This is a genomic window from Microcoleus sp. AT3-A2, from assembly GCF_036705685.1.
Classification (GTDB): domain Bacteria; phylum Cyanobacteriota; class Cyanobacteriia; order Cyanobacteriales; family Microcoleaceae; genus Microcoleus.
Map to the genome: position 1 here is coordinate 138,340 of NZ_JAUBVF010000004.1, position 23,898 is coordinate 162,237.

The 23,898-nt window shown below is 46.1% G+C and carries 16 protein-coding genes; 8 read left to right on the plus strand and 8 right to left on the minus strand.

The window, feature by feature from the left end:
- Positions 1 to 30: 30 nt before the first annotated feature.
- The 4 genes from QUB37_RS04515 to QUB37_RS04530 all read right to left on the minus strand — a co-directional run bounded on the left by QUB37_RS04515 (position 31) and on the right by QUB37_RS04530 (position 6,526).
- Positions 31 to 2,391, minus strand: a complete 2,361-nt coding sequence (locus QUB37_RS04515) for an FHA domain-containing protein (protein WP_333159510.1) — start codon at positions 2,389 to 2,391, stop codon at positions 31 to 33.
- Between the two features lie 110 nt (positions 2,392 to 2,501).
- A complete protein-coding gene (locus tag QUB37_RS04520; protein WP_333159512.1) occupies positions 2,502 to 4,367 on the minus strand; it encodes an ABC-ATPase domain-containing protein in 1,866 nt (621 codons plus the stop codon).
- Between the two features lie 190 nt (positions 4,368 to 4,557).
- A complete protein-coding gene (locus QUB37_RS04525; RefSeq protein ID WP_333159514.1) occupies positions 4,558 to 5,595 on the minus strand; it encodes a M28 family peptidase in 1,038 nt (345 codons plus the stop codon).
- Between the two features lie 352 nt (positions 5,596 to 5,947).
- Complete coding sequence (locus QUB37_RS04530) at positions 5,948 to 6,526, minus strand: hypothetical protein (protein WP_333159516.1); 579 nt, start codon at positions 6,524 to 6,526, stop codon at positions 5,948 to 5,950.
- Between the two features lie 348 nt (positions 6,527 to 6,874).
- Here QUB37_RS04530 and QUB37_RS04535 point away from each other — a divergent pair, with 348 nt between their 5' ends.
- Positions 6,875 to 10,222, plus strand: a complete 3,348-nt coding sequence (locus QUB37_RS04535) for an EAL domain-containing protein (protein WP_333159518.1) — start codon at positions 6,875 to 6,877, stop codon at positions 10,220 to 10,222.
- Between the two features lie 57 nt (positions 10,223 to 10,279).
- Here the strand turns inward: QUB37_RS04535 and QUB37_RS04540 are convergent, their stop codons facing one another.
- Positions 10,280 to 10,516 (minus strand): hypothetical protein, encoded by a 237-nt coding sequence (locus QUB37_RS04540; RefSeq protein ID WP_333159520.1) that lies wholly within the window; start codon positions 10,514 to 10,516, stop codon positions 10,280 to 10,282.
- Between the two features lie 93 nt (positions 10,517 to 10,609).
- Between QUB37_RS04540 and glgP the strand changes: the two genes are divergently transcribed.
- Positions 10,610 to 13,168 carry an alpha-glucan family phosphorylase gene (gene glgP / locus QUB37_RS04545; protein WP_333159521.1) on the plus strand — a complete coding sequence of 853 codons (2,559 nt, stop codon included), beginning with the start codon at positions 10,610 to 10,612 and terminating at the stop codon, positions 13,166 to 13,168.
- Positions 13,169 to 13,764: 596 nt separating this feature from the next.
- Here glgP and mnmG read toward each other — a convergent pair.
- From mnmG to QUB37_RS04560, 3 genes are all read right to left on the minus strand, one after another.
- Positions 13,765 to 15,681, minus strand: a complete 1,917-nt coding sequence (gene mnmG, locus QUB37_RS04550) for a tRNA uridine-5-carboxymethylaminomethyl(34) synthesis enzyme MnmG (RefSeq protein WP_333159523.1) — start codon at positions 15,679 to 15,681, stop codon at positions 13,765 to 13,767.
- 226 nt (positions 15,682 to 15,907) lie between these two features.
- Positions 15,908 to 16,261: a transcriptional regulator gene (locus QUB37_RS04555; RefSeq protein ID WP_333159525.1), complete on the minus strand. Its 354-nt coding sequence runs from the start codon at positions 16,259 to 16,261 to the stop codon at positions 15,908 to 15,910.
- A complete protein-coding gene (locus QUB37_RS04560; RefSeq protein WP_333159527.1) occupies positions 16,251 to 16,622 on the minus strand; it encodes a type II toxin-antitoxin system RelE/ParE family toxin in 372 nt (123 codons plus the stop codon). The genes QUB37_RS04555 and QUB37_RS04560 overlap by 11 nt, the downstream gene beginning before the upstream one ends.
- 154 nt (positions 16,623 to 16,776) lie before the next feature.
- Here QUB37_RS04560 and QUB37_RS04565 point away from each other — a divergent pair, with 154 nt between their 5' ends.
- From QUB37_RS04565 to QUB37_RS04590, 6 genes are all read left to right on the plus strand, one after another.
- Positions 16,777 to 17,106, plus strand: coding sequence for a hypothetical protein (locus QUB37_RS04565; RefSeq protein WP_039887994.1), 330 nt, complete (start codon positions 16,777 to 16,779; stop codon positions 17,104 to 17,106).
- Between the two features lie 198 nt (positions 17,107 to 17,304).
- Complete coding sequence (gene psbB, locus QUB37_RS04570; protein WP_333159529.1) at positions 17,305 to 18,834, plus strand: photosystem II chlorophyll-binding protein CP47; 1,530 nt, start codon at positions 17,305 to 17,307, stop codon at positions 18,832 to 18,834.
- Between the two features lie 417 nt (positions 18,835 to 19,251).
- A complete protein-coding gene (locus QUB37_RS04575; RefSeq protein WP_006635641.1) occupies positions 19,252 to 19,347 on the plus strand; it encodes a photosystem II reaction center protein T in 96 nt (31 codons plus the stop codon).
- Between the two features lie 194 nt (positions 19,348 to 19,541).
- A complete protein-coding gene (nrdR, locus tag QUB37_RS04580) occupies positions 19,542 to 20,099 on the plus strand; it encodes a transcriptional regulator NrdR (protein WP_333159620.1) in 558 nt (185 codons plus the stop codon).
- Positions 20,100 to 20,738: 639 nt separating this feature from the next.
- Positions 20,739 to 21,878, plus strand: a complete 1,140-nt coding sequence (locus QUB37_RS04585) for a 30S ribosomal protein S1 (protein ID WP_333159531.1) — start codon at positions 20,739 to 20,741, stop codon at positions 21,876 to 21,878.
- 458 nt (positions 21,879 to 22,336) lie between these two features.
- The gene (locus QUB37_RS04590) at positions 22,337 to 23,746 is read left to right on the plus strand and encodes an adenylate/guanylate cyclase domain-containing protein (protein ID WP_333159533.1); all 1,410 of its coding nucleotides are present in this window, start codon (positions 22,337 to 22,339) and stop codon (positions 23,744 to 23,746) included.
- Positions 23,747 to 23,898 lie beyond the last annotated feature (152 nt).

The window sequence follows — 23,898 nt, forward strand, 5'->3', positions numbered from 1 at the left end:
GAACTGTGAGTTGAAAAGGCGTAATTTTAATTATAAAATATCCTTCCGCTTCTGCAACCACAGAGTGAACATCAAATAAACGAAAATATGCACGCACAAAATACCCCAATTTAAACTCAAATTCTCCCAGGTTGGATCGTAAACCGGAGTAGGCTCAAACGGCTGAGGAAGCGTACTCCCGTCCGGTAATGTAGTAGGCGCGGGAACCATCCCATTCACATTAACTAAAGAGCCGTAAGCACCCACAGACCAGCGGCTTAACATCAGCCAAGAAAACTTGCTCGCCGCACCTTCCATCTTAAACAAAACTCCAGAAAAAATAATCTGAGGCAGCAATAATAAAGGCAAAGCGCTATTAGCTTGAGAGCTATTTTTAACAATCGCGGAAACGACTAATCCAAGGCTTATGCAGCTCATCAAAGTTAGGAATGTGGTAATGCTTGCTCCCACAGACCAGGAAATCAAACTCGGTTCTGGGGATTTAAAAGCAATCAGAATAACTCCTACCATTAACAGTGTTTGCAATACTGCTAAACCAGAAAGTATAAAAAGTTTTGAACCTAAATAAGCAAACAATCCTAAATTGACCAAACGTTCGCGCAAATAGATAGCAGATTCTTTAACAATTTCTTGCAGAGAAGTTGCCAGTCCTACCCAAATCGCCGCACAGGTAAATACAAATAGAACTCTGAGCGCCAAAGGTGCTAAAGTTGCCTCCGGTGCGCCAATTAATGGGTCTTTATCTCTGACGGCTAGCCGCAGCAAACTAATGCCGATCGGAGCCGTTAAAAGAGCTAAACTCAAGTTAATTAAGTCGCGGGAAACGAGTTGTAAATAGCGCTGGGCAAGCAAAACGAGTTGTTTTACAAAAGATTGATATTTTGGTACAGAAGGTGCAGAAGGTATTTTTGCATTAGCGTTGCCTGTGCTGAAGTGGTTGACAATATAGCGCTGATAGTATGGAGATTTATTAAACTTTTCTGCCCAGCTTTGAACGTTGGTTTCTCCTGTTTCTAATTCGTTGTAAATGTCTGCAAAATCGCCTGTTTTGACATCGAAAAAATCGAGCGCTTCCCTAGGCGGGCCGAAGTAACAAAGGCGTCCGCCGCGACCCATAAAAACAATCCGATCGCACATCGTGATATTTGCCGTCGCGTGAGTCACCAGAATCACCGTCCGGCCTTGGTTTGCCAACTTTCGCAGCAGTTGCATCATCTTCTTATCCAAACCCGGATCGAGTCCTGAAGTCGGTTCGTCTAAAAAGAAAAGTTTCGGGTCTGCTAACAGTTCAACTCCGATGCTGACCCGCTTCCGCTGTCCGCCGCTAAGCTGTTTTACCAAAGCCTTGCGACGGTGAGTCATTTCAATATCTTCTAAAGTTTTTGCGACTACCTGCTTGACATCTGTATCGGGAGGTAAGCGCAATTTAGCTGCATAACTCAAGACTTCTTCTACTGTCAAATCTGCGTGTACAATATCATCTTGAGGCACGTAACCGATTTGATTGCGGTAAATATTGAAGTTTTGGCGCAGGTTGTCACCGTTGAGAAACACAGCGCCGTTAGTAGTTTTTTCGATACCTAAAAGCGTCCGCATTAAAGTAGATTTGCCAGCGCCGCTACCGCCGACTAAAGCCACAAACTGCCCCGGTTCGATCGCCAAAGTGATGTTATCCAAACGCTTCGGAATCACCAGACTGTCAGCATCCAAACGAATTTGATGGCCTCGGTCTTGCATTTGTAACTCACCGCTGCGGTAAGTTAGAGTAAACGGGCCGATCCGAATTGCATCTCCCTCGGACAACTGTACAGAATTTGTCACTCGCTGACCGTTAACAAAAACCCCGTTAACGCTGTGGTCTCGCAAAATATAATTACCGCGACTGTCTTGGTCGATTGTGGCGTGGCGTCTAGAAACAAGCGGCGCATCTAATTGCAGCGAAGCGTTTGGATCGCGGCCCAACAAAACCGACCGATTCTTAAGAAGAATTGACTGCTTGCTAGGGACAGCAACCTGATTCGCCAGCGGATTAAAATAACTCAGCAAAACTTGATTTTGAGGATCGAGACCGATTTTAATTTCTGTGCCGTTTTTCAGACAATAACCGTCATTGGGAGTGATGCGAGTGCGATCGACAAATAAGCCATTAGTGCTCGGCCGCTGCCCGTCACCGTCGTAAATCCAGTAATTATCCCCAATTTGGCGCAAAACAGCGTGAACGCCGGAAACTGCCCGCCAGGGTTCGGGAATGACTAAATCAGCACGAGTGCGATCGCGCCCCAATACGTGCTGCTGCTGTTTTAACTCTAGCTGTAAAACCTCGCCTTGATTGCTTAATACTAAATAAGGTCGATCGCTTAAAGCAGTCAGTTGTCCTATATTGCCTGTCATACTTCAATCGCGGTTTTTGCACTCACTTTTGTTAGCATATCAAAAAGTCATTAGTCATTAGTCATTAGTCATTAGTCATTAGTCAACAGTCAACAGTCAACAGTCAACAGTCAACAGTCAACAGTCATTTTGGCAACAACGGACAAACTGCGAAGCCGATTAATTGCCGCCGCAAATTCAAATCGTCGGAACATGGCAAAATCCCCTTCAGGAAAAGGCGATAAAATATCCATCCCCTGCGCGTCAATATCTGCCATCACCAAATCTATGATTTCCGACAAAGTGCGTTTTCCGTCCATGTATTGCTGCTTAGCATAAACCATTGCCGCAGCGATCGCCCTTAACTGTCCGCTGTCCACAATTTGCTCAACAGCACCCAAATCAATATCCTCAGTTCCGAAAGCCAATTCATCAACATCCCGCACCTTCACCCGCACATCTCGCCGTCCCCGACTCGGATCTAAACTAGCAGGAATCGGCACTCTTTGAGTAATCTTACCAAAATTTTCTCCCCCTTCAACAGCGCGGCTAACCGAGTAATTCTTAGCTATATCTTTAGCTTTTTTTGTCACATTATATGCTTGAAAATTTTCCATTGCAATCACAGTATCCGCCACATCAAAATAATCACCACTTCCCCCCATGACTAAAATAGTCGATACGCCGCAATCTGCGTACAACTGTTTAACTTTATCAATAAACGGCGTAATCGGTTCCTTATCCTTAGCGATGAGTTCCTGCATTCGGCGATCGCGAATCATAAAATTCGTCGCCGCCGTATCCTCATCCACCAATAAAACAGGCACTAAATCCCCTTCTGAAATAGCGACTAACTCCGTGTCTAAAACAAAAGACTGAGCTTCTTCCCTCTTCCCTCTTCCCTCTTCCTTCTTCCCTCTTCCTTCTTCTTTCTTCTTTCTCCCCACTTCCAAAGCCTCAATAATATTAGCAGCTTGCGACGTGCTACCGCTCGCATTTTCAGTATAAAATTGTGCAGTATCTCTACCTTGTGGCAAGTGGTTAATAAAAGGCGAAATATCAACTCCCGCCACACTTCTACCATCTTCCGCTCTAATTTTCACCGCCGCCGGATTAGTCACCACACATTCCCTGCCATCTCCCGGAATTCGGTTGTAAACTCCCAACTCGATCGCCCTGAGTAAAGTTGATTTGCCGTGATAGCCGCCCCCAACAATCAAAGTAATGCCAGCGGGAATACCCATACCGGACATCAAACCGCGATTCGGACAATTAAACTCAACTTTTAACGACGGCGGCGACTGAAAAGCCACAGCATTATTTAACAAAGGGCGATCGTCAACACCGCTGCGGCGGGGTAAAATAGAACCGTCAGCCACAAACGCAACTAATCGGTTTTCAGCTAACTGCTGCCGCAGCCAGTCAGCATCTTCTACAGTTTCAACGTGACGCCGACATTCAGCCGCATTTAAGTTAGCATACTTCAGAGAAGTGCTGACAATTTGCGGAATATCTTCGCACAGCATTTCAGCAGCTTGTCGCCCTAAAATACTGCGCCCGCCCGCTGGAAGTCCGACGGCAAATCGCAGTTCAACTCCTCCTAAATCTTCGATATCGGATGTATTTGAGGAAATGATAAATGCGGAAGTTCGCTCTAAAACTTCTTGTCCGAACCGAGTCACTGCAATCATACCGCTTTTCCCAGTACCGCGTTTGCTGCTGATGCTGTGTGCGGCTTTGTCAAACTGGCGAGTTAGGTAATCTCGCAAAGCTATTTCTCGACTGCGAGAATTGAAAAGTTGATAAGGAATTTGAGCAATGTTTGGCGGAACTATGACTCTAAATTTACTCGGAGAAGCAAACGGATCTCCCTGCACGTAATCAATAATTAATCGAAATTCAGAAAAGTCGTAACTACCTTGAATGTCTTTGTAGGCTTTGTAGCCTCGATTGTCTAGTTGCAGTAAATGCCGTTGCAGGCTTTCTTTGTTAGTCATTCGTTATTACTTATTAGTTATTACTTATTAGTTATTTACCTAGTTCCTAGGCTCTGCCTAGGAATTGATTTCCAGAGGCTCTGCCCCGCTTGCTTGGCGTGGGAAAATTGGAGGCAGAGCCTCTGGATATGCGTTACCAGGCCCTGCCTGGTAATGAGTAGATTGCTGATTACCAATTACCGATTACCAATTACCGAATTTCCAATAATTTAGCAACGGCATTAACAACAATTTGAGCAGAACCGGCGAAAAAAGGTCGATCGATAGTTGCTAATGTATCGCTAGATTGGTGATAGTGGGGCGATCGCAAATTTGCAGTATCCGTCACCAACACAGCACCAATTCCTTTATACCAGAAAGGCGCGTGGTCGCTGCGTAAAACATCGGGAGTCAGCAACCCTTTCAGGGGAACCGGCAGCGCCACCACCGCAGGCAAATCCGCTTTTCCCGACTCCGCAAAACTTTTCAATAGCAGCGGATGTTCCGCATCCCCAATCACAGCGATAAACTCGCCTTTATCGGGAGAAGTTACCCCCGATGCTTCTAGAAAAGGTTGCGCTGTCAATCCTTCGGGATATTGCTGGCATCCGGGCGTGCGGCAGGCATAACCTACCATATCCAGGACGATTGCACCCTGCAAATTTTTTAACCGCGCCTCGCTACCGGTGAATGCTAAACTGCCTAAAAGTCCGAGTTCTTCCCTGTCGAAAAATGCTACTTGCAATGTCCGAGGTGTGGGGCGAGGACCCAGCAATCTTGCTACTTCTAAAACTACTGCAACTCCCGTCGCATTGTCGTCAGCGCCTGGGGAGTTTGGTACAGTATCGTAGTGTGCTGCCACTAAAATTGCACCGGCGTTTGAGTCAGTACCTTTTCTCTCAGCGAAGACGTTGATTCCGCGATCGAACTGCTGCAGATCAGGGGAAAATCCTAATGTTTGGAGTTGTTGGGAAATGTAGTCTCTAGTAAAAGAGCGAGAGCCTTCTCCATCCCGTTCTCCTGCTAAACTATCGACGTGTTTCCACAAGCGGGACTGGTCTATTTGGGGCAGAGAAAAAGCATTTTTTTCAGCAGGAAGCGGTAAGGGAGACGGGTTTTGAGAAGTGTGGATATTGCGATCGATCCCAACTTCGGGTACAGCCGACAACCGCTGCCACGAGTCAGAACCCCAGCCAACAGCCGTCACCGCAACCAGAATAAATAGCGCTATCCAAATCAATTGTTTCATCAGTAAGTTTATTTGAGATTTTAGACAGAGCTCACGCACTCCTCGCTCTCATCAACCGGGTTTTTTAGCGGAAGCGAGGGCTGCAACAAAGTCTTTTCGTAAAACCCGGTTGATGCGTCCAGAACTGTTATATTTTAGATTTTAGATTGACACGAGACTTAAAAATAAACCTGTTTCAAAAAATGAAACTCAAAAATCTTAAAATTAGCTGTACCAGAGGCAGTTTTGTATTTTTTATCTAAAAAAGCAGGTAAAATAATTGCGATGTTGCCGTCGAATCTGTATTGCTTATTAGATGGTTCGACGGCGACATTCAAATCACTAATTTACCTTGAAACTTTACAAGTCAAAACTACGTTTTTTCCCACTCAATCTCCTTATTCTCCAATATCAACCCGCTGCTGCTGGGAACAGCATAAGGAATAGTTGTTGCAGAAAATTTGACTATTTGAGTTGGTTGTTGAAACCACTCAGAATAACTCGGGTTTAGTTGGTCGTACAGTGCTTTCAAAGCTTGAATTTCTACCTCTAGCTGCGCTGCTGCTTGATTGATTCTGCGAGCTTGTGCTTGCAAGCGCTTTTCCCCGGTTTGAACAGTATTTTCTACTTCTTGCCAGTGCTCTCCTGCCAGCATTTTTTCTAATTCACCTTGCTTGTAATTGAGTAAAGCCTGTTTTTGTTGCAGTTGCTTTTCAATATTTTTAGTCTCTCGGTCAATTTCCTGGATTTGCTGCAACCACTGCTCCCCAAAAGCAGCAGTTTGCTGGTGGAACTCGGCAATGGCTTCAGGAGTATTATTTTTGGGAAAACTGACTGCCACTCGGCACTCAGAGCGCTGTACGCCAAGTTTTTCCCGCGACTCTTGCAGGGCGGTAACTTCTGCTTGCAGCGCGCGGACTTCTTTTTGGAGTTCTGGGATGGTCTGACTCATGGGTTCAATTAGTGGACCTCTGCATCGATTTTAAGCTAATTGTTTATTTTTCTAACAAATCCCGATCGCCTCCTTGCGGGAATTATCTAATCTTAGCGCGCTTCCACTCGGTGTCTAGGCAGAATGGCGGATAATTTGTGGCACAATGGCTGATGACACATTTTAAATTAAGATTAAAATTGTAATTAGTTATAAAGCTAAGTTATTAGCTGGGTACAATTTAATTTACAAGCCCACATTAATTAAGGTTGGCTGGGTTTTCCTATGGCAGAGCAAGTTATGCTAAAAGTTTTAACATTTAGGATTGCAGAAAAAGGATTTATTTAAATTTATTAGGAACAGGATCTAATGAAAATAATTTTTCAATTGATGTTGGGATATTTCGCGGTTGCTATTTTTGGTGCGGAATGTTGCATTAATCCCAAAAAATTACCGACAAGTCTAGGAGATGGACATGGCACTAGCCCTGTAGAAGGGATTGTGGTTGGGTCTCAGAAACATAGCTATTTGCGATCGGCATCTCGCCCCCTTACTTCTGCAAGCGCTGCATTATTTTTAGATAAATTATCCCCAATTGAGCCACTAAAATTACCGAGTTACAATTATATACAATCTCAGAAAAATTCTAGAAAAGAACCTACTATTAGGTTGACAATAATCGGTTATTCTCTGGTTTTTATTTGTTTAGTAATCTCATTATTTATCAGGGGGAAGACAGTAAATAGCTTATCCAAGAGGATGAGGTTAATCAAGCCGAAGTCTGAAACAGAGAATGACAAGCTACCAAAAGGAGAAAAAGTGTTGTATCCAAAAAAAGAACAGGATATCTGGCATACTATTGCCCAAATGACCCAAGATTTGCAGCAAACTGCCGAATATGTCCTGGATATTTGCGAGGAAATGAACGTCTCGATAATTGCGACCACCCCGGGCGGTCATATCCTGTCGTTAAACCAAGCTACCTGTCAACTTCTGGGATACTCTAAAAAAGAGTTGTTAGGCAAACCAATAGCCGGACTTTTTAAGAAAAGTGAATCACCGGCACAGGAGTTAGAGTTAGCTAGTTTAACAGCCGAAGGTTCTGTCCGCAACGTCGAAAAAGTCTACCTTTCTAAACACAGAAAAAAAATAATTGTACTGCTTTCTATTTCAATTATTCGCGACGGTCAAGGTAAGGTCAGCGGCAAGTTATATATAGCAGAAGATATTACCGATAGCAAGCGGGTTGAAAGAAATTTGCGGCGCAGTGAAAAAAAGTTTCGCCAACTGATAGAAACTGTGAATGCTGTGGCATTTATCTATCACCGTAGACAGTTCCGTTATGTCAATGCTCAGACAGAAGCTCTGACAGGATATACTCGCGAAGAATTACTAGCATTGGATTTATACGACTTAATTCATCTAGATTTTATAGAAATAGTTAAAAAATGGGGTAAATCCAGCCATGCGCGCTCAAATGCAGGGTCTAAATATGAATTAGTAATAGTCACGAAAACAGGAGAAATGCGCTGGATTGAAGCAACTGTAGATATTATCAAATTTGAAAAAAAAGCCTCAATATTAATCACAGCATTTGACATCAGCGATCGCAAATTAGCAGAGCTAGAACTAGAAACATCTCTTTCGTTGCTTCAAGCAACCATTGAATCTACTGCTGACGGTATTCTGGCGGTTGACAGTGGAGGCACAGTGCTCACCTTTAATCGCAAATTTGCCGAAATGTGGCAGTTGCCGGATTTCCTGCTGGATTCGAGAGATAACAACCAAATTTTGGCGTTTGGAATCAACCTGTTAAAATACCCGGAAATATTTCTCAACCGTACTAAAGAATTGTCCGATCGTCCTGCAGCAGAAAGTTACGATCTCATCGAGTTGACAGATGGCAGAATTTTCGAGCGCTACTCGCTGCCCCAGCGCACCGGAGGCAAAATTACTGGTCGGGTATTCAGCTTTCGGGATGTAACGGAACGGGTGCAATCCGAAGAAAAACTACGCAAAAGCGAAGAACGCTTTCACCTGCTGACACGGGCGACAAATGATGCCGTATGGGATTTTGATTTATCAAAAAATGAGTATTGGTTGAGTGAAGAATTTGAAAAAGTTTTTGGATACAAACTCAACGAAAATCAGACGATAGAAGTAGAATCGTGGTGGCTAAATATTCATCCCGAAGAACGGGAAAGAGTGATGTTAAGCTTCAACGAAACAATGAACTCAGACGCTCAATATTGGTCGGAAGAATACAGCTTTCACCGTGCAGACGGGGGATATGTTTTTGTACTAGATCGCGGCTATATCATCCGTAATGAAAGTGGCAAAGCAGTAAGGGCGATCGGCACGATGATGGACATCACTCAGCGCAAGCAAGCTGAAGAAATTATTCGCTATCAAGCTGTTTATGACCAACTCACCGGTTTACCGAACCGGATACTTTTTAACGAGCGGCTGCTGGCTTCCTTAAAACAAGCTAAAGAAACCAAAAAAATGCTAGCTGTGATGTTTTTAGACTTGGACAGGTTCAAAAAGATTAATGATACACTAGGTCACGCTGCGGGCGATCGCCTGTTAGAAGGTTTTGCCGGACGCATCAGCGACACTTTGCGATCGACTGACACGGTTGCCCGCTGGGGAGGCGACGAATTTACCATACTGCTTCCCGATATCAATTGCTTAGAAGATGCAGTTAAAACAGCTCAAAGAATACTCAACAATTTAAAGCCAGCATTTAAACTAGAAGGACAGCCGTTTCATGTTAGCAGCAGCATCGGCATTGCCCTTTATCCAAACGACGGCGAAGATGCCGAAACTTTAGTCAAAAATGCCGATGCCGCCTTGTACCGCGCTAAAGAAATGGGAAGAAATAACTATCAGTTATATACTTCAACAATTAATCCCCAAGGCAGCCAGTTACTAACTATAGAACACAGGCTGCACGAGGCTTTAGAACAGGGAGAATTTGAGGTTTTTTACCAACCAAAAGTCAACATCGCTACTTGGAAAATTCAGGGTATGGAAGCCCTGCTACGCTGGCAACATCCACAATTAGGTTTAGTTACTCCCGCTACATTTATTCCGATCGCCGAAGAGAACGGACTCATTGTACCTATTGGGGAATGGGTGCTGCAAACAGCCTGCACTCAAAATAAAGCTTGGCAGGATGCTTTGCAGCCAGATTTGCGGGTAGCAGTCAACGTTTCGGCTCGGCAGTTCCAGCAATTTAATTTATTAGAAATGGTAGCGAAGTGCTTGGAAAAAAGCGGTTTAGCACCCAAGTATTTAGAATTAGAAATTACTGAGACTACAGCCATGCAAGATGTGGATTATACCACAAAAGTTCTCAGGGAGTTGCAGAATATGGGAGTGCAAATTGCGCTGGACGATTTCGGCACGGGTTATTGTTCTCTAAATTATCTCAAAAAGTTTCCCTTGAATATCTTAAAAATAGATAAATCCTTTGTCAGCGGACTGACGACTGATCCGTGCGAACGCGCGATCGCCAAGGCTGTAGCGACGCTGGGGCGAGATTTGAACTTGAGCGTGGTAGCCGAAGGAGTAGAAACTAAAGAGCAGTTGGAGTGTTTGCGCGAACTCCACTGTCAAGAAATTCAGGGTTACTATTTCAGCCCTGCCCTGTCGGCTGGTGATGCTAGGAAGCTATTGCTAAATTCTCAGTTGCAACAAGTGAAAATTGCTTAATTGGGTCGCGACTTACGACTGCGTGCGGTTGTAACGCTGCGTGCAAGTCCTGCGAAGTTACACGTAAAAAGTCGTGCGACCACCGCCGAAACCCGCATACGTCCCGCCGCCGCAGCCGTCGCACGAGCAGCCACTGTAGGAAAACTCGTTGCCGCACTCAAGACAGATCGCCGTCGAGTCGTGATGGTCTGGTGGCGAGGCCTTCTTGCGACAGTTATCGCAGCCGAAAACGGCCAGTTCGCTCACATCGAACGACCTGCGCTTCCGTTTCGTCTGCTTGATGGCATCGTGCATGAACTGGTTAAAACTTAAAATAGTGTGCAGAATAACGGACTTGTACCTAAAGACAGAGGAAAATATCGCTACCCCAACATAAAGGCTTTGTCTATGCAGCCAATTCGTACATTTAACGTTTCCCCGTCGCTACCGACAATTCTCGAACCCCTACGCAAGCTTGCCTACAACTTGCACTGGGACTGGAACGTCGATACCAAAGACCTCTTCCGCCGCCTCGATCGAGACCTGTGGGACTCCAGCAACCAAAACCCGGTGCTGATGCTCGGAACCATATCTCAAGAGCGGCTGCAAGAAATGGCAGAAGACGAAGGCTTCATTGCCCAAATGAACCGAGCAGCCCAGCAGTTAGACGATTATCTCAAAAATCGCGCCTGGTACCGCAAACAGCGCGGCACCGAGCAGCAAGAATGCTACGCTTACTTTTCGATGGAATTCGGCTTAGTTAAAGCCCTACCGATCTATTCGGGCGGCTTGGGCGTGCTCGCAGGCGACCACCTCAAATCAGCTAGCGATTTGGGCTTGCCCTTAGTCGGTGTCGGCTTGCTATACCAAGAAGGTTATTTTTCGCAGTATCTCAACGCCGACGGCTGGCAGCAAGAACGCTATCCGCTCAACGATTTCTACAATATGCCGCTTCACCCAGAACGCAATCCCGACGGTTCGGAATTGCGGATTGAGGTGGACTATCCCGGCCGCAAGGTGTATGCCCGGATTTGGCGAGTACAAGTGGGAACGGTTCCTTTGTACCTAATGGATACAAATATTGAACCTAACAGCCGCTACGACCAAGATATTACCGACCAACTGTATGGTGGTGATAAAACTCTGCGGATGCACCAAGAAATCATGCTGGGCATCGGCGGCGTGAAAATGCTCAAGGCATTGGGGCTGACAGTTACGGCTTATCACATGAATGAAGGCCACGCGGCTTTCATGGCTTTGGAACGCATTCGGATGCTGATGGAGGAATATCACCTGAGTTTCGTAGAAGCGGAACAGGTGGTGGTTTCGAGCAGTATGTTTACGACTCACACGCCGGTGCCTGCTGGGTTTGACTTGTTCGAGCCGGATATGGTGATGCACTATCTGAGTCACTATCCCAAGATATTTGGCTTGTCGCAAGATGAGTTTTTAGGATTGGGCCGGGAGAATACTGGCGATTTGTCCGCACCTCTGAATATGGCAATTTTGGCAATTAAAATGTCGAGTTTTGTCAACGGGGTGGCGGCTTTGCACGGTGTGGTGTCGCGCCCGATGTTTCAGGGTTTGTGGCCGGGTTTGCCGCAGGAAGAAGTACCGATTACTTCGATTACCAACGGGGTGCACGCTCGCAGTTGTGTGGCGAAGTCTACTCAGGAGTTGTACGATCGATACCTCGGCCCGGAGTGGGAAATGACTCGCAAGGACGATCGACTCTGGGATCGGATGTCATCGATTCCTGATGAGGAACTGTGGCGAAATCACGAACGTTGTCGATCCGAGTTGGTAGTGTTCGCACGGGAGTGGCTGCAAAAGACTTTGCGTGAGCGCGGTGCGGCCCAAACGGAAATCGAACACGCGCGGGAGGCTCTCAATCCGAAGGTGCTGACGATCGGGTTTGCACGCCGCTTTGCTACTTACAAGCGGGCGACGCTGTTTTTGCGCGATGTCGATCGAATTATGCGGATCATGCGGGACAGCAATCGCCCGGTGCAGTTTGTGATTGCTGGGAAGGCTCACCCGATGGATATTCCGGGTAAGGAATTGATTCGGGATATCGTTCACTTCATCCGCGAGCACGACACGATGAGCTCGATGGTCTTTTTGCCGAACTACGACATTAACGTCGCTCGGATGATGGTGTCGGGCTGCGATGTGTGGCTGAATACGCCACGCCGCCCGCGTGAGGCTTCCGGGACTTCGGGGATGAAAGCTTCGATGAATGGTTTACCGAATCTCAGCATTCTCGACGGATGGTGGGATGAAGCTGATTATGTTCGCACCGGTTGGCCGATCGGACATGGCGAGTTTTACGAAGATACTAAGTATCAGGATGAGGTCGAGGCTAATGCTTTGTACGACTTGATGGAGAAGGAAGTTGTACCGCTGTTTTACAACCGGGATGCTGACGGAATTCCTCGCGGTTGGACGGAGAAAATGAAGGATTCGATTCGCTTAAACTGTCCTTTCTTCAATACTGCTCGGATGGTGAAAGATTACGCGCGGCGGGCTTATTTCCCGGTGAGCGATCGATTCTTCACGATGACTTCGGATAATTGTGCTCCAGCCAAGGAGTTGTCTCACTGGAAGAAGCACGTTCTGGCGAAGTGGAAGGATATTAAGATTGAGGCTGTTGATATTTCCCAGGATAAGGAAGTTAAGGTCAATCAGTCGATCTCTGTTAAATCTCGGATTAATCTGATGGGATTGACACCTGCAGACGTGCAAGTTGAACTTTATCAAGGCTCCGTTGATGCTAACGGCGATATTATTGGTGGCGTGCCGGTGGTGATGGAGTATTTGGGAGAAGATTCTCAGAATGCTAGCCTTTATACGGCTGACATTACTTATACTTCTAGTGGTTTGCAAGGTTTGTCGTTGCGGGTTTTGCCGAAGCACGATAATCTCAGCAGTCCTTATGAAGCTGGCGTGATTCTCTGGGCACATTAAAGGAAGGAAGAAGGAAGAGGGAAGAGGGAAGAAGGAAGAGGGAAGAAGGGTACGACACGGATTCGGACACGGATACACGGATGAATTTAACTGTGTTTCCCAATTCTCCCCCTCTCCCCCCTCTCCCTCTCTCGCACTCTTTATGGAAGTTGGGGAATGACTATTTAGCCGATTGTGCGATCGCCCAATACCAAATTTCGCTCTATTCCCAGTACCACCAGTGAGCGCCTATATAAGCGTATAGCAAGGCATCTCGCTGTTCTTTTAAGGCTTTGAGGGTGGCAACAATGGTGGGGATTTCGGGGAGGTTTGAACCACCGATAAACGCTGATTATGCGGAATATTTGCGAAATTCAGACTTGGTTCGAGGATTGATAAATATCTAAAAGATACTGGCAGAATTTCATCAATTAGAGTTGACATTCTGCCAGTTTTTCTTGTTTGTTGCATTAGGGTTTACTTCATAAACCTGGAATACGCTGTATATCCCTCAATATGAAAGCAGCCGAACAAAATAGTGGTTTCACAATAGTCACACTTTTTTATCCTGCTATTTCATAAAATTGAAGGCAGCCTTGAGACACCTCTAGTTTAGCTTATTTACCTACACCCGCTGGCTGCTGACGGTTTCGCACTTCCAGAAAAATCAACAAAGCATTAACATCAGCCGGATTTACCCCACCAATTCTGGCCGCTTGGCCAATCGTCAGCGGTTTCACCTTAGCCAACTTTTCCCGCGATTCTTTGGAGAGAGTTGTAATTGCCATGTAATCCAAATCTGCAGGCAATTGTCGGCGTTCGTGTTTGGCAATGTCATCGATTTGATTTTGCTGTCTTTGCAGGTAGCCGGAATATTTGATGTCAATTTCTGCACCATCTTTCTCAGCCAACTTCAGACTAGAATTGCCTAAATTGTAGCGTTCCAAGTCCACATAATGAAAACCAGGACGACGCAACAAATCAGCCAGAGTAATTGAACCTTTAATCGCTTGTTGAGTGTCTGCAAAAATTGCCTTGCCTACTTCCTCGTGCTCTTTCACCCGCGTCGAGTACAAACGTTCCTTCTCTGCCACAATATTAGCTTGTTTGCGATCGAACAACTCCCACCGGCGATCGTCAATCAAACCAATTTCCCGTCCCAGCGGCGTCAAGCGTTGGTCAGCATTGTCCGATCGCAATAATAGCCGATATTCCGATCGCGAAGTCAACATCCGGTAAGGTTCCCGCAAATCCTTCGTACACAAATCATCGATCAAAGTCCCGATATAACTTTGCTCGCGAGGAAACACAATCATCTCCTGATTTTTCGCAAACCGAGCCGCATTAATACCCGCCACAATCCCCTGTGCTGCCGCCTCCTCATATCCCGTTGTACCGTTAACCTGACCCGCGCAAAACAGCCCTTCAATCTTCTTAGTCATCAGCGTTGGAAAGCACTGAGTAGCAGGCAAATAATCGTACTCCACAGCATAAGCAGGGCGCATCATCTCGCACTTTTCCAAACCAGGAAGAGTCCGCAACATTTGCAACTGCAAATTTTCCGGTAAACCAGTAGAAAAACCTTGGATATAAAGTTCAGGAATATCTCTACCTTCCGGTTCAATAAAAATCTGGTGACTTTCCTTATCCGCAAACCGCACAATCTTATCTTCAATACTCGGACAATAGCGCGGCCCCTTCGCATCCACCCAGCCGCCGTAGACTGGAGAAAGATGCAAATTGTCTCTAATTAATTGATGAGTTTCAGGCGTAGTTCGAGTTAAATAACAAGGCATCTGTTCCCGTTCCACCCAAACTTCTGGATCGAAACTAAACCAGCGAACCTCTGCATCTCCCGGCTGCGGTTCGAGGTGGGTGTAATCGAGAGTACGTTTGTCAACTCTTGCCGGAGTTCCTGTTTTTAACCTGCCAGTTTCAAAGCCCAAACGATTGAGAGTTTCCGTCAAGCCAACGGCGGCAAATTCTCCTGCACGTCCGGCGGGCATCGACTTATTGCCCACCCAAATTGTGCCACCTAAAAAAGTGCCTGTGGTGAGAATTACTGCTTTGCATTCAAAGGCGACGCCGAAGTATGTTTCAACTCCGATTACTTCTTCGTTTTTGCCCAAAACTAAGTCTGTAACCATCGCTTCGCGGATGGTCAAATTGGGTTGATTTTCAACAATATTATTCATCACAGCGGCATATTCCCGCTTGTCAGTTTGTGCTCGCAGCGCCCAAACTGCGGGGCCTCTCGATGCGTTGAGGACGCGCTTTTGTAAGTAAGTGCGATCGGCCATTTTGCCAATTTCCCCGCCTAACGCATCCACTTCGTTAGTAAGTTGGGTTTTAGCTGGGCCGCCGACAGCCGGATTGCAAGGTTGCCACGCAATTTTGTCGAGGTTGAGGGTGAGGAGAAGGGTGCGACAGCCGAGGCGAGAAGTGGCGAGGGCGGCTTCGCAGCCGGAGTGTCCGCCACCTACTACGATGATGTCGAAACTGTCTTGGAATTGTACTGGAGTTTGTGCGATCATTCGATTTTAGATTTTAGATTTTAGATTTTAGATTGAATAATAGACATCTGGCAAAATTAGGTTTTAGTCCAGGTAGGGAAAGGCTGACAAAATCTTTTTAGAAGATGTCTAATTGACTTCAGAGTTTAAGGCGGATGGGTACTTATCGGATACGATGTTTTTGATCAGCGGTCTCTAGATGCGAAAAGGTTCGAGCGCTCTCACTTTAACAACAGGTGTTCCTCAATTAAAACTCTTCCTCTCCATTAGTGTAGCTGCTTTCTTCAAACATCGATGTTAATCCAGTAATTTTTACGGGGGGTCGATCTTTGAATTCTACGACAAATGACAACTCCCCACCCATTGCCGCGATATAACTTTGCAAAGTAGATACCAACAAATCCGCACGGCGTTCGAGTCGGGAGACATTTTCTTGACGCATATTTAATAATTCTGCCATGCGAATCTGAGTAAATTTCCTTGCTTTTCGTAAGTCTTGCAAGGTCATTTCTTCAGCCATTAATTCAACCGATCGCTTTTCGACTATTGCTCGTTCTTCGGGAGGCAAATTCTCCATAATAGTCTTCAGGCTAATTGTCATCTGTTTCTGGCTCCATTAACTTATTCAAATGGTCGGTAAATCTACTATCTGCTATCTTAATTAGTTGCTTGTAAAATCGCTTCTCACTACTACCAGATTTGTCCCCACCTACCAACAGAATCGCTTCTCGGCGGGGGTCAAATGCAAAAGCGACTCGCCAAACTCCACCAGCCGCCTGAAACCTAAGTTCCTTCATATTAGTGTAGGTAGAACCATTGAGAGTATCGACGTGAGGACGCTTGAGGTTTGGGCCAAATTCTTGTAACAGTGTGAGTTTTGCTAAAAGCTCTAATCTGACATCAGTGGGGAATTCGGTAAACTCAGAGTAAAAATCAAAGTGAAACTCAATGTTCCATGTCATTTGGATCAATTATGCCTTAGATAGCATATTATAGCCAATAGTCGATCGAATAACAATATTTATATGCACCCTTCGCGTCTTCGGAGTTCAATAATTCCGTACAATTGCAGTTTTGCGCTATGTTAGACAAAAAAATCTCAACAAGCGTACACAAGTGAAATACTTCTTCTTATCCGACGGCTGGAAAGTTGGGCGCGTTTGGGGCGTCGGCGGCGAGTGGAGTCACGCCGCCTGGAGACGGGCGCCGGACATCCAACAGCTCAACCTCTGTCTTTCCGATCGCAACGAAAAAATGTGGCTCTACCGCGTAGAAGACGCCGTACTCATGGTAGAAGTCCAACCAGCAGTCCGTCCCGATCCTGCCGATCCCGCCAAAAATATCGGCAACGTCACCCTCACCAGACTGATCGATGCCGAGCAAGTCCTCGAACGCCTCGGGACGATCGCCGCCCGCTGCGAAATGGGCAACCCGCAACTAATGTAATGCTCAACATATTGCAATCGGTTCTAACACTCGATACACTTCTTTAAATAACTTTCATTTTTATGCCTCCACCTTTGAAGGTAGATGGCAGTCGGCAAAAGGCAGAGTTTAAACCCTGCAGGTAACTGCTGGGGATTCAGAATCTGATTTTTCCGTAAAAATAGACATCATCACTTACACCTTGGAGAACCGCAGTCAATGGGACTACCCTGGTATCGCGTACACACAGTCGTCTTAAATGACCCAGGCCGATTGATTTCTGTACACTTAATGCACACTGCCCTCGTGGCAGGTTGGGCCGGCTCAATGGCCCTTTATGAACTAGCAGTTTTTGATCCCACAGACCCAGTTCTGAACCCAATGTGGCGTCAAGGGATGTTCGTGTTGCCCTTCATGACTCGCTTGGGAGTTACGGGTTCTTGGGGTGGTTGGAGCATCACTGGCGAAGGTAACGTCGATCCGGGCTTCTGGTCCTTTGAAGGCGTCGCCGTCGCTCACATCGTCCTATCGGGCCTGCTGTTCTTAGCAGCAGTTTGGCACTGGGTATTTTGGGACTTAGAACTTTTCAGAGACCCTCGCACCGGTGAACCAGCCCTCGACTTGCCAAAAATGTTTGGCATTCACCTGTTCCTCTCCGGCTTGCTCTGCTTCGGCTTCGGCGCATTTCACCTTTCGGGACTTTTTGGGCCCGGAATGTGGGTGTCCGACCCCTACGGCCTGACCGGTCACGTCCAGCCAGTGGCGCCTTCTTGGGGCCCTGAAGGCTTCGATCCCTTCAATCCGGGCGGCATCGTGGCTCACCACATTGCAGCGGGCGTAGTCGGCGTAATTGCCGGTTTGTTCCACTTGACAGTGCGGCCGCCGGAACGTCTTTACAAAGCCCTGCGGATGGGGAATATCGAAACTGTACTTTCTAGCAGTATCGCTGCCGTATTCTTTGCAGCCTTTGTGGTTGCGGGTACGATGTGGTACGGTTCTGCTGCTACTCCGATCGAACTTTTTGGCCCGACTCGCTATCAGTGGGACGGAAACTATTTCCAACAAGAAATCGATCGCAGAGCTCAAGCTAGCTTGGCCAGTGGCGCTAGCTTCCAAGAAGCTTACGAACAAATTCCCGAAAAATTGGCTTTCTACGACTACGTGGGCAACTCTCCTGCTAAAGGCGGTTTGTTCCGCGCCGGCGCGATGGTCAATGGCGACGGTATTGCTAAATCTTGGCTGGGCCATCCAGTATTTACTGACAACGAAGGCCGGGTATTGTCGGTTCGCCGCCTCCCCAACTTCTTTGAAACTTTCCCAGTAATTTTGACAGACAAAGATGGGGTCGTTCGCGCTGACATCCCCTTCCGCCGTGCTGAATCAAAATACAGCTTTGAACAAAGCGGAGTTACTGTCAGCTTCTACGGCGGCGAACTTAACGGTCAAACCTTTGATAATCCTCTAGATGTTAAGAAGTTTGCTCGCGCCGCCCAAAAGGGTGAAGTATTTGAATTCGATCGCGAAACCTTGAATTCTGACGGCGTTTTCCGCACTTCGACTCGCGGTTGGTTCACTTTCGGACACGTTTGCTTTGCTTTGCTGTTCTTCTTCGGCCATATCTGGCACGGTTCTCGGACTATTTTCCGCGACGTGTTTGCTGGAGTTGAGGCTGACCTCGAAGAACAAGTCGAGTGGGGCTTGTTCCAAAAACTGGGCGACGTGACCACCAGAAGAGAAGAACCTCTCTAAATTTCGCCAGCCCCTGGCTAGCCGGGAAACTTTCCCGGTGTAAAAAAACCCGGTTTCTTCAAGAAACCGGGTTTTTTTAGTTAAGAATAAAACCAGCAATTAACTACCCGCCGGGAAGTCCCTCGGTATATTTAGAGGGGATTAATCAGAGCGCTGCGCGAAGTACCCCGAATAAATTACTCCTTGGGATGAAAGGCTCGTCGGGTGTAGGTACGGAAACCGACAATTGTTCTTTTACACCCATTGATGATCGGGAAATACTCTGATACTATATTAGCAAGTGGGGGTGGAACTACCTCACTATAAAAAGCCTTTGAAAAAAAGGAAAAAGAAGCCTGCGGTCTAACTGTACTCAGTTGACCGTCAGGTTTGTTCACGATGAAATAATACGGCAAGGGAAGATAGGGAAAATTTAACATGGAAAGTGTTGCTTACATTTTGATTCTGGCTTTAGCCATAGGCGTACTATTTTTTGCGATCGCCTTTCGGGAACCTCCCCGGATTGGCAAATAATTAGCTATACGCCTCCAGCAAGTCCAAAATATCTTGAACCGGACTGCGGTTAGCCCGCATCATAGCGATCTAATTTGGTGCGGGACTATTTCACCGCTGTGTGTTAAGTGATTTTTCTAGTCCAGCCATTCATCAGACCCCAGGCGGTTAGATGAATGGCAATTTGCTGGCAATGCCTGTTAAAATCAGCAATCATGCGCTGTTCCTCCTGCCAACACACAAATAGCCGCGTTCTAGAATCGCGTTCAGCCGAATCAGGTCAAAGCATCCGTCGGCGGCGTGAGTGTTTGAGCTGCCAGCACCGCTTCACAACTTACGAACGCATAGAATTTGTGCCGATTACGGTGATCAAGCGGGACGGCAAGCGCGAATCTTTTGACAGGTCAAAATTAGTCAGGGGATTGATTCGGGCCTGCGAAAAAACCGGTTTGTCTTCGGGGCATCTCGAAACTCTGGCTGAAGAAATTGAAGCGCAACTCCAAGGTCGATCGCTCCGAGAAATCGCCAGTTCAGAAATAGGGGAACTGGTGCTGTTGCACCTGCGGCCGCTCAGCGAAGTCGCTTATGTCCGTTTTGCCTCGGTATATCGGCAATTTCGAGGCATCCGAGATTTTGTAGATACCCTAAATCACCTTCAGAATCCCCTCAACGAAGCTGAAGATGCAGAAACTAGACCCAATTTTGACGCAGATTTGCCGGATGTCGAAGCAGTCGATCGAGAAAGCCCAGCATCCTGCGCTACTCCCAGCTAAGCTCGCTTAAATTAATTTATAGAAATATTCTGGGAGATTGAAAACCGTGTCGCGAGGAAGGCCGGGAGGAATAGCGACTCAAGGGACTCTCCTTCTCGCGAGTGTTCTTTTTTCTCAGTAAGAGTGCTGGGTGTGATATGATCGTCATCGGTCTAAAATAGAGTATAACTAGACAACGTAAAAACTTAACTGGATTAGTTGAGTGCGTAGTCACACCTAACGGTGTTGCAGTTTAGGAAAGCTCGCATTTGAACAAAACCTAACGAAAGATCGGTGACTAATTAAATACGGTAGGGCATACCGAAATTTACGCTTCTGGAGAAACCGACCTCTACTTAGACTGGAGTCATCCTGTCGCCAGCAAGTCGGCTCGTTGAATGAAGAATCTCAGTTTATTTATACCTGAGAGTGTCAAAATAGTCTACTTGACTCGGAATGTTAAGATTAAACGTTTTAACACAGAGTATGAAGTAACAGTAATGGCAAGCGCTGGTGTGCAGTTGCACCCGGCAAAAGTTAGCAAAAACTGACTTTAGTAAAAGATTTTGAAAAAAGTTAATCGCTTTTTCACCAAAATCTCTAATATCTGCCGGCACAAACGAAAAACATGAAGGAGAGAAATCCTAGGAAACTATTCGCATGGTCAATCTCAAAACCACAGTCAAAGACATCGGCTTTACTCACGAAGATTTTGCAGCCCTACTTGATAAATATGACTATCACTTTAGCCCGGGCGATGTAGTAGCGGGTACAGTTTTTAGTATAGAACCGAGGGGCGCTCTGATTGATATCGGTGCTAAAACAGCAGCTTACATTCCCATTCAGGAAATGTCGATCAATCGAGTCGAAAGCCCTGAAGAGGTATTGCAATCAAACGAAACCAGAGAATTTTTCATTCTAACCGATGAAAATGAAGACGGACAATTAACCCTGTCCATCCGGCGCATCGAATATATGCGGGCGTGGGAAAGAGTGCGACAACTGCAAGCAGAAGATGCCACAGTACGATCGCAAGTATTTGCCACGAACCGCGGCGGCGCACTCGTGAGAATAGAAGGCTTGCGAGGCTTTATTCCCGGTTCTCATATAAGTACCCGCAAACCGAAGGAAGAATTAGTCGCTGAAGAATTACCATTAAAATTCTTAGAGGTAGACGAAGACCGCAACCGCCTAGTGTTGAGTCATCGTCGCGCCTTAGTTGAGCGCAAGATGAACCGCCTCGAAGTCGGGGAAGTCGTCATCGGTACAGTACGCGGTATCAAGCCTTACGGTGCCTTTATCGACATCGGCGGCGTCAGCGGCTTGCTGCACATCTCGGAAATTTCGCACGATCACATCGATACGCCTCATAGCGTCTTCAATGTCAACGACGAAGTGAAAGTGATGATCATTGACTTGGATGCCGAGAGGGGCCGGATTTCTCTCTCCACCAAGCAGTTGGAACCGGAACCGGGCGCGATGGTCAAAAATCGCGAATTGGTATACGAAAAAGCTGAGGAAATGGCAGCTAAGTTCCGGGAGAAAATGCTCGCTCAAAAGCAAGCTAAAGCAGGCATAGACATTCCTGTAGACTCGATCGATGCTGATGACCTCTCCGACGAAATACTCGAAGATGTACCCTCAGCAATGGAAGAGGATCTGCCGGAAGTAGCACCTGAAGCAGCACCCGAAGCAGCACCCGAAGCAGCACCCGAAGCAGCACCTGAAGCAGCACCTGAAGCAGCACCTGAAGCAGTATTAGATGTAGAGGAAGAAATCCCTCCTGCGACGGAAGAATAACATCGCAGTTAGTGTGATTAAAAGAGGGAAAATTCCCTCTTTTTTTTTAGTTAGTCATTGGTCATTAGTAATTAGTTATTAGTTATTAGTCATTAGTCATTAGTTATTAGTAATTAGCTATTAGTTATTAGTCATTAGTCGCTGCTCGGTGGTTGACAATTCCCAATTCCCAATTGCCAATTGCCAATTCCCCATTCTTAATTACCGAGATTTAATATCTTTCTGTAGACCGATGCACCGATCGCACTTTGAATTGAAACAAGTGACAGCGCGATCAATCTGCCTAAATAGGCATGGCCTTCATGGTGCTAATTTGTTAAGATTTATAAAGGTCAGAGAGATCGGCACAGGTGCAAACTCATCAGAAATAATTCTCACGGCAGAACCAGCCAGACGAGCAAATTATCCAAGTAAATTATTATAAATTTCTTGCCCTGACGCTCACAGGCAAGTGGATCATGAACATCGAACTATTAAAAGAAAAATTAGAACAGCTCAAAAAACGTCCCAATTGTAGCAAAGGAACGATCGACCAAATCGAAAACTGGTTAACCGGTTCCCACATTTTGCAAAGATTGAGAATTAATCCTTACTACGTAGCAGGCGATACAGTCAAGAATGTTAAAAAAATTACTTCCGAATTTCTGCACGGAGTAAAAGCCGGTGCTTTTGACTTGCACTGGGATATTCACTGTCCCCACTGCAACATGATTACAGAAGAATTTAAGGATTTGGCAGACACATCAGAAATGTCTTTTTGCCCGATGTGCGATCGCGAGTTTAAAATTGATTTGCTCGATCGCGTCGAAGTTACTTTTTCCCTCAACAAAGAAATCGAAGACCCGCAACTGCGGCCCGTCTGCGCTCCCCCTCCCGTACTCCAGAGTAAACTGCAACTGGTGACACCTCTCTACTGCACCGAATCAGAGATAGTTAGCTTAGAAAAAGGTCGATACCGCTACTGCTGTCCCCTGACTTTAGCTAAAGGGATTTTAAAGGTTGAAGGCGAAGAAACAGAAGAGATACAAGAAATTAAACTCCACCAGTTAGCCGGCCCAGATTTTGATAAAAAAGAGCTTGCCGTGCGTCCGGGAAAAGTCAAGATAGAATTAACTAATGCCGAACACAATTTGTCGGGACTGATTTTGCATTCAGATGAATTGCCCGATGAATTGACAGTAGAGCAACTGCCCCTGCGGCTGTCAGGAATGCAACTGCTTCATCACCCGGATTATAAGCGTTTGTTCGGCGATCAAGTAATATCGGAAAGAGAGCGAGTCAAGATTCGGGCAATTACTATTATGTTTACTGATATTACTGGTTCTACCAGAATGTACGAAACACTGGGAGATACGAAAGCTTACAATATTGTGCGCGATCATTTTGAAATTTTCTTTGAGTCGATCGAGAAATTTGGCGGTAAAGTTATTAAAACCATCGGCGATGCCGTCATGGCTTCCTTTATTAGCAACGAACAAGCAATTATGGCTGCCGCTGGTGCTGTAGCCTGTTTGAGAGAGTATAACTCAACTCGCCAACCACAAGAGTGGATTCAAGTCAGGATTGGCCTTCACCGAGGTACGGCTTTGCTGGTAAATCTTAATAATTCGATCGACTACTTTGGCTCTACAGTCAACAAAGCTGCCAGGATTCAAAATCTTTCTAAAAGTGACGAAGTTTCGTTTTCTGAAGATGTTTACAGCGACCAAACATTTTTAACAGCATTAAAAGCTGCTGGAGTCTCCGAAATTCAAAAACGAGTAGAAGATTTAAAAGGAATACAAGGCGCACAAGTCGCTTATACTGCTAGAATTAATATGGAATCAGTAATCCCGCTGTCTCCTACACTTGTCGCTGAAAAAAGCTAAGTACAAAAGCACATATACTACTTGGTTATTGCCAGCCTCTTGTCGTGCTCGCCCCAACAGCAGATAGAGTTTTTAGAGCGCCCTGAGATAATGGCTCCCACAGTGTAGCTCATCCTTGAAGGAGCTTCATAATGCAGATAAATTAAGTAGGC

Bases quoted from the DNA above. Each gene is read 5' to 3' on its own strand.
- QUB37_RS04555 (WP_333159525.1), bottom strand. From the start codon at position 16,261: ATGACAATTAGCCTGAAGACTATTATGGAGAATTTGCCTCCCGAAGAA.
- QUB37_RS04535 (WP_333159518.1), top strand. From the start codon at position 6,875: ATGAAAATAATTTTTCAATTGATGTTGGGATATTTCGCGGTTGCTATT.
- mnmG (WP_333159523.1), bottom strand. From the start codon at position 15,681: ATGATCGCACAAACTCCAGTACAATTCCAAGACAGTTTCGACATCATC.
- QUB37_RS04575 (WP_006635641.1), top strand. From the start codon at position 19,252: ATGGAAAGTGTTGCTTACATTTTGATTCTGGCTTTAGCCATAGGCGTA.
- QUB37_RS04540 (WP_333159520.1), bottom strand. From the start codon at position 10,516: ATGCACGATGCCATCAAGCAGACGAAACGGAAGCGCAGGTCGTTCGAT.
- glgP (WP_333159521.1), top strand. From the start codon at position 10,610: ATGCAGCCAATTCGTACATTTAACGTTTCCCCGTCGCTACCGACAATT.
- QUB37_RS04590 (WP_333159533.1), top strand. From the start codon at position 22,337: ATGAACATCGAACTATTAAAAGAAAAATTAGAACAGCTCAAAAAACGT.
- QUB37_RS04530 (WP_333159516.1), bottom strand. From the start codon at position 6,526: ATGAGTCAGACCATCCCAGAACTCCAAAAAGAAGTCCGCGCGCTGCAA.
- QUB37_RS04560 (WP_333159527.1), bottom strand. From the start codon at position 16,622: ATGACATGGAACATTGAGTTTCACTTTGATTTTTACTCTGAGTTTACC.
- QUB37_RS04520 (WP_333159512.1), bottom strand. From the start codon at position 4,367: ATGACTAACAAAGAAAGCCTGCAACGGCATTTACTGCAACTAGACAAT.
- QUB37_RS04525 (WP_333159514.1), bottom strand. From the start codon at position 5,595: ATGAAACAATTGATTTGGATAGCGCTATTTATTCTGGTTGCGGTGACG.
- nrdR (WP_333159620.1), top strand. From the start codon at position 19,542: ATGCGCTGTTCCTCCTGCCAACACACAAATAGCCGCGTTCTAGAATCG.
- QUB37_RS04585 (WP_333159531.1), top strand. From the start codon at position 20,739: ATGGTCAATCTCAAAACCACAGTCAAAGACATCGGCTTTACTCACGAA.
- QUB37_RS04515 (WP_333159510.1), bottom strand. From the start codon at position 2,391: ATGACAGGCAATATAGGACAACTGACTGCTTTAAGCGATCGACCTTAT.
- psbB (WP_333159529.1), top strand. From the start codon at position 17,305: ATGGGACTACCCTGGTATCGCGTACACACAGTCGTCTTAAATGACCCA.